General features: G+C 71.7%; 5 protein-coding genes. 4 read left to right on the top strand and 1 reads right to left on the bottom strand.

Annotated features, from left to right (window positions below; all coding sequences use genetic code 11):
• Nucleotides 1-936: hypothetical protein (locus tag VLG41_RS13440; protein ID WP_325349911.1), on the top strand; the 936-nt coding region annotated here is incomplete at its 5' end.
• Between the two features lie 104 nt (nt 937-1,040).
• Here the strand turns inward: VLG41_RS13440 and lplT are convergent.
• Nucleotides 1,041-2,312: a lysophospholipid transporter LplT gene (gene lplT / locus VLG41_RS13445; RefSeq protein WP_325349912.1), complete on the bottom strand. Its 1,272-nt coding sequence runs from the start codon at nt 2,310-2,312 to the stop codon at nt 1,041-1,043.
• A 189-nt stretch (nt 2,313-2,501) separates the two neighbouring features.
• On the opposite strand from lplT, the gene alr reads away from it, so the two are divergent.
• The 3 genes from alr to VLG41_RS13460 all read left to right on the top strand — a co-directional run bounded on the left by alr (nt 2,502) and on the right by VLG41_RS13460 (nt 4,988).
• Nucleotides 2,502-3,614 (top strand): alanine racemase, encoded by a 1,113-nt coding sequence (gene alr / locus VLG41_RS13450; RefSeq protein WP_325349913.1) that lies wholly within the window; start codon nt 2,502-2,504, stop codon nt 3,612-3,614.
• A gap of 24 nt (nt 3,615-3,638) precedes the next feature.
• On the top strand, nt 3,639-4,460 hold the full coding sequence (locus VLG41_RS13455; protein WP_325349914.1) for a helix-turn-helix domain-containing protein: 822 nt from the start codon (nt 3,639-3,641) through the stop codon (nt 4,458-4,460).
• 90 nt (nt 4,461-4,550) lie between these two features.
• Nucleotides 4,551-4,988 (top strand): VOC family protein, encoded by a 438-nt coding sequence (locus VLG41_RS13460; RefSeq protein ID WP_325349915.1) that lies wholly within the window; start codon nt 4,551-4,553, stop codon nt 4,986-4,988.
• Nucleotides 4,989-5,310 lie beyond the last annotated feature (322 nt).

Raw genomic sequence — 5,310 nt, forward strand, 5'->3', positions numbered from 1 at the left:
GTGGAGCGCAAGCCGGTGCGCCTGGTCTCGCTGCTGGGTTCGCTGGACGCCCTGGTGGGCCTGCGCACGGCGCGCGCGGCGGCGGCCACCGCGGCGCCGCTGTCGTCGGGGGTCGCGGAAGCCGAGCCCTTCAAGGCCTCCCAGTTGCACGGCCTGCAGGCCAGCATGCGCCTGGCCAGCGGCAAGCCACAGCCCATCGCGCCCCTGCCGCCCTCGGCCCGCGCGCGGCGCCGTTCGCCCGAAACCGAGTTCCCGCCCACGCGCCCCATGACGCGCGAGGAGGCGCTGGCGATGATCGCGCGCGCGGCGGGTATGTCCGCCGAGGCGCAGGCCGCGCTGCCCGCAGCGCCCGCGACCGCCCCGGCGGCCACGGCCCGCGCCGGCACGGTCAACATCCCCTTGCGCGGCGCCACCGACTTCGCCGACCTCGAGGACCTGCTCAACGTGGCGCCGCCCGCGCCGCGCGCGCGCAACTCCCGCCTCGCCTCCCGGCTGAGCCAGGGCGACGCCGCCGTGCCCGAGGTCGCGCGCGGCGACGCCTTGCTGGTGGGGCAGAGCCTGGTGGAGGGCCGCATCCTGCTCAAGCGCTTGCGCAAGTACGAGCTGTCGATGGACTGGTGCCGCGAGCCCGCGCAGGTGCAGGCCATGCTCAAGGCGCACCCGTACCGGCTGGTCGTCATCGACCGCTTGAGCGGCGAGCCCGATGCCTTCCAGGTGTGCCGCTGGGCCAAGCAGGCCAAGGGCCCCCGGGGCGCGGCCACGGTGATCCTGTTCGCGCCCAGCGCGGGCAGCATGGAGCGCATGAAGGCCGGCCTGGCCGGCGCCGACGCCTACCTCTCGCGCTCGGTGAGCGAGGCCGACCTGTACAAGGTGCTCGCGCAGCACCGCCTCGTGAGCCTCAACGGCTTCGCCCCCACGAACGTGGGCACGTTTTGACGCGCGTCGCCTGAGGTGGCCCAGCCGGGGGCGCCGCGGAACCGGCTTTGCCGGGCCGCAGGCGCCGCCCCCTTCAGGGGGTCGCGCGAAGCGCGGCGGGGGTGTCAACCATGAAGGTCGTCTCTGCGGGCGATTTCCAGCAGGCGCTCGATCTCGTGCCCGTGCACGCGCTGGTTGCGCTTGTGCCACCAGCCGATGAGCGCCATGGTGCCGGCCACCAGCAGGCCGAAGGCCGTGATGGCCGCGAAGGCCGAGAGCCCCGCGCCGGTGGACGCGGTGTAGAGCGCGCCCAGTCCCAGGATGCAGGCCTGCTCATTGAAGTTCTGCACCGCGATGGAGCGGCCCGCGCCCATGAGGTTGTGGCCCCGGTGCTGCAGCAGCGCGTTCATGGGCACCACCAGGAAGCCGCCCAGCCCGCCCAGCAGCACCAGGAAAGGCGCGGCCACCCACACGTTGTCGATGAAGTTCATCAACACCACCAGCAGGCCCATGGCGATGCCCAGGGGAATGACCTTGGTGGCCTGGTCGAGCCGCATGCGCATGGACGCCACCACCGCGCCCACGGCCGTGCCCAGCGCCACCACGCCCACCAGCGCCGAGGCCTTGGACGTGCTGTAGCCCAGCGCCACCGCGGCCCAGGCCAGCACGATGTAGCGCAGGTTGCCGCTGACGCCCCAGAACAGCGTGGTGGTGGACAGCGAGATCTGGCCCAGGTGGTCGCGCCAGAGGCGCATGTTGCAGGTCCAGAAATCGGGCAGCAGCACCAGCGGGTTGCGCGGCATGGGGCGCGGCGTCACGCCGGTGAGCGGGATGCGCAGGTTGAACACGGCGGCGATCACGTACAGCCCCACCAGCATGGCGATGGCGGCGTCGGGGCCGTGGTGGATGCCGGGGATCGCCAGCGCCACGAGCCAGGCGGACATGGCGGGCCCCACGAGCTGGCCGCCCAGCAGCACGCCCAGGATGATGGAAGCGATGGTGAGGCCCTCGATCCAGCCGTTGGCCTTGACCAGTTGCGAGGGCGGCAGCAGCTCGGTGAGGATGCCGTACTTGGCCGGCGAGTACGCCGCCGCACCCAGGCCCACCAGGGTGTAGGCCAGCAGTGGGTGCACGCCCACCAGCATGAGCAGGCAGCCCACCACCTTGATGGCGTTGCTGATGAACATGACCTGGCCCTTGGGCCGGGCGTCGGCAAAAGCGCCCACGAAGGGCGCCAGCAGCACGTAGAACAGCGCGAACATGGGCACCAGCGCCGCGCTCTGCCATTCGTGTGCGTTGCGGTGGCGCAGCAGCTCGATGGCGGCGACGAACAGCGCGTTGTCAGCCAGTGAGCTGAAGAACTGCGCCGTCATGATGGTGTAGAAGCCGCGCTTCATGGCGATGAATCGGTGTGCTTGGCTGCCAGGATGAAGCGCCCCACGGACGGAAGCCTCACTTGTTTGTGCGACAGTTCGGGGCTTGTCTCCAGTGAGGTGGCGCGGGTTATAGCACGCGCGTGCGGCAGCACCCCCGGTACGCCACCCCGCTGCTCGGTCTGAGCGCCGCCGCTTGACAATTCTCACGCCATGCCCCGCCCCATCCTGGCCACCGTGCACACCGGCGCCCTGCGCCACAACCTCGATGTCGCGCGCGAGCGAGCGCCCGACGCCCGCGTGTGGGCCGTCGTCAAGGCCAATGCCTACGGCCACGGCATCGAGCGTGCGTTCGAGGGCCTGCGCGGTGCCGACGGGTTCGCGCTGCTCGACTTCGACGAGGCCGAGCGCCTGCGCGCGCTGGACTGGCGCGGCCCCATCCTGTTGCTCGAAGGCGCCTTCGAGGCGCGCGACCTGGAGCTGTGCTCGCGCTTGAACCTGTGGCACACGGTGCATTGCACGGAACAGATCGACTGGCTGGCCGCGCACAAGACGCAGCAGCCGCACAAGGTCTTCCTCAAGCTCAACAGCGGCATGAACCGCCTGGGCTTCACGCCCACGGCGTATCGCGCGGCGTGGGCGCGGCTCAATGCGCTGCCGCAGGTGGAAGAGATCGGCCACATCACGCACTTCAGCGACGCCGACGGACCGCGCGGCATCGCGCACCAGGTGGCGCTGTTCGAGCAGGCCACCGACGACCTGCCGGGCGAGCGCACGCTGGCCAACAGCGCGGCCATCCTGCGCCACGCGCGCGGCGCGCTGCGCGGGGCGGGTTCGCTCGCGGCCGATTGGGTGCGCGAGGGCATCGCGCTCTATGGCAGCGCGCCCGACTTTCCCGAACACAGCGCCGCGCACTGGGGCCTGCTGCCCACCATGACACTGTCCACGCGCGTGATCGGCGTGCAGCAACTGCAGGCCGGCGACACCGTGGGCTACGGCTCCACCTTCACCGCGAGCGAGCCCATGCGCATCGGCGTCATCGCCTGTGGTTATGCGGACGGCTACCCGCGCCACGCACCGAGCGGCACGCCGGTGCTGGTGGACGGTGTGCGCACACGCACCCTGGGCCGCGTCAGCATGGACATGATCACCGTGGACCTCACGCCGGTGCCCAACGCCGGCATCGGCAGCGAGGCGGTGCTGTGGGGCCGTGCCGGCAACGGCGCGTTGTTGCCGGTGGACGAGGTCGCGCACGCGGCCGGCACCATCGCCTACGAACCGCTGTGCGCGGTGGCGCCGCGCGTGCGCTTCGAGGTGGGTGAATGAGCGCGCTCATCGACTGAGGTTCGCATGAACCGGCGCCGCGCACCCCACCCGCTGCTGCGCCCCTTCGTGCGCGAGGTCTGGAGTTGCGCGGCCGAACCCGCGCTCGAGGCGCAGGCGCGCATCGAGCGCCTGCTGCCCAGCGGCTTCATGCACCTGGTGCTGCGGCTCGACGAATCGCCGGTGCAACTGCTGCGCTCATGCGACGACGCGCAGGGCGAACCGCTGGCGAACGCGGTGCTCGCGGGCGCGCGCACCGCGCCCTACCTCAAGCGCCTGCACGCGCGCTCGGGCAGCGTGGGCGCCACGCTGCTGCCGGGTGCGGCGCAGTGGCTGTTCGGCCTGGACGCGGACGCCATCACCGGCCGCCACGTGCCGCTGGAGGCCCTGCTGGGCCCCGAGGCCCAGCGCCTGCGTGAGCGGCTGATGGAGGCGGCGACCGTGGACGCGCGGCTCGCCCTGTTCGAGGCCTGGCTGCTGGCTCGACGACCACCCGCGACGGGGCAGGCCGGCGCGCTCGCGCGGCTGCTGCGGCAATCGCTCTCGGTGGGGGCGGCCGTGCGCGCGAGTGGCCTGAGCCACCGCCGCTTCGAACTGCAGTTCCGCCAGGCCGCCGGCCTCAACCCCAAGGCCTGGCTGCGTGTGCGCCGTTTCCAGGCGGCGGTGAAGGCGCTCGCCGCGAGCGACGGCCCCGCGCCCGCCGAGCTGGCGGCCACCCTGGGCTACAGCGACCAGTCGCACTTCATCCGCGAGTTCCGCGCCATGGCCGGCCTCACGCCCGGGCGCTTTCGCGCGCTCGCGCCCGACGAGCCCAACCACCTGCCGCTGGTGCCGCCGCGCCGCCACTGAGCGGGCGCTCACGGCGCGAACAATTTCTTCTATACGCAGGGCGCGTCGAACGGCACAGTGCGGGCTTCGCCGCCTCAACCAGGAGCCGCCATGCGCATCGATGAAGCCTATGCCTACCTCTGCGTGCACGACACCGACGCCGCCATTCGCTTCTATGGCCAGGCCTTCGGCGCCACCGAAAAATTCCGCCTGGTCGAACCCTCCGGCCGCATCGGCCACGCCGAATTGGCCTTCGGCGCGCACACCGTGATGCTGTGCGACGAGTTCCCCGAATACGGCATCCGCAGCGCGCGCAGCCTGGGTGCCACGCCGGTCACCTTGCACCTGCACGTGGACGATGCCGACGCGATGCTCGCCCAGGCCGTGGCGGCCGGCGCCACGCTGGAGCGCGAGGCCAGCGACGCCTTCTACGGCGAGCGCAGCGGCGTGGTGCGCTGTCCCTTCGGCCACCGCTGGCTCATCGGCCACTCGATCGAGAACGTCTCGCCGCAGGAAATGCAGCGGCGCTACACCGCGCTGTTCGACTGAGAAGGTGTGAGCGAACCCGCCATGGCCGCTCATCCCACCCCAAGGCGCCCACTCGGCGTTGCAAATGCTCGCCGTAGCCCGAGCTACGGCTGCGCTTTGCGCCTTGATTGGGCGCCTTTGCGCGGTCTGCTCGGCCGCGCCGGATTCATTCACACCTTCTGAGGGCTCACCGCCCCGGCGCGCAGTCCTTGAACCCGTAGCGTTCGCAGAACGGGTTGCCCCACAGCGGCAGCCAGCGCGGGATGTCGTGGAAGTCGCGCGCCACGGCTGCGAGCACGTTCTCGCGGTAGGGCGCGAAGCGGAAACCCTCCCCGTCGACGAA

The sequence above is a fragment of the Hydrogenophaga sp. genome, assembly GCF_035481345.1.
GTDB lineage: Bacteria > Pseudomonadota > Gammaproteobacteria > Burkholderiales > Burkholderiaceae_C > Hydrogenophaga.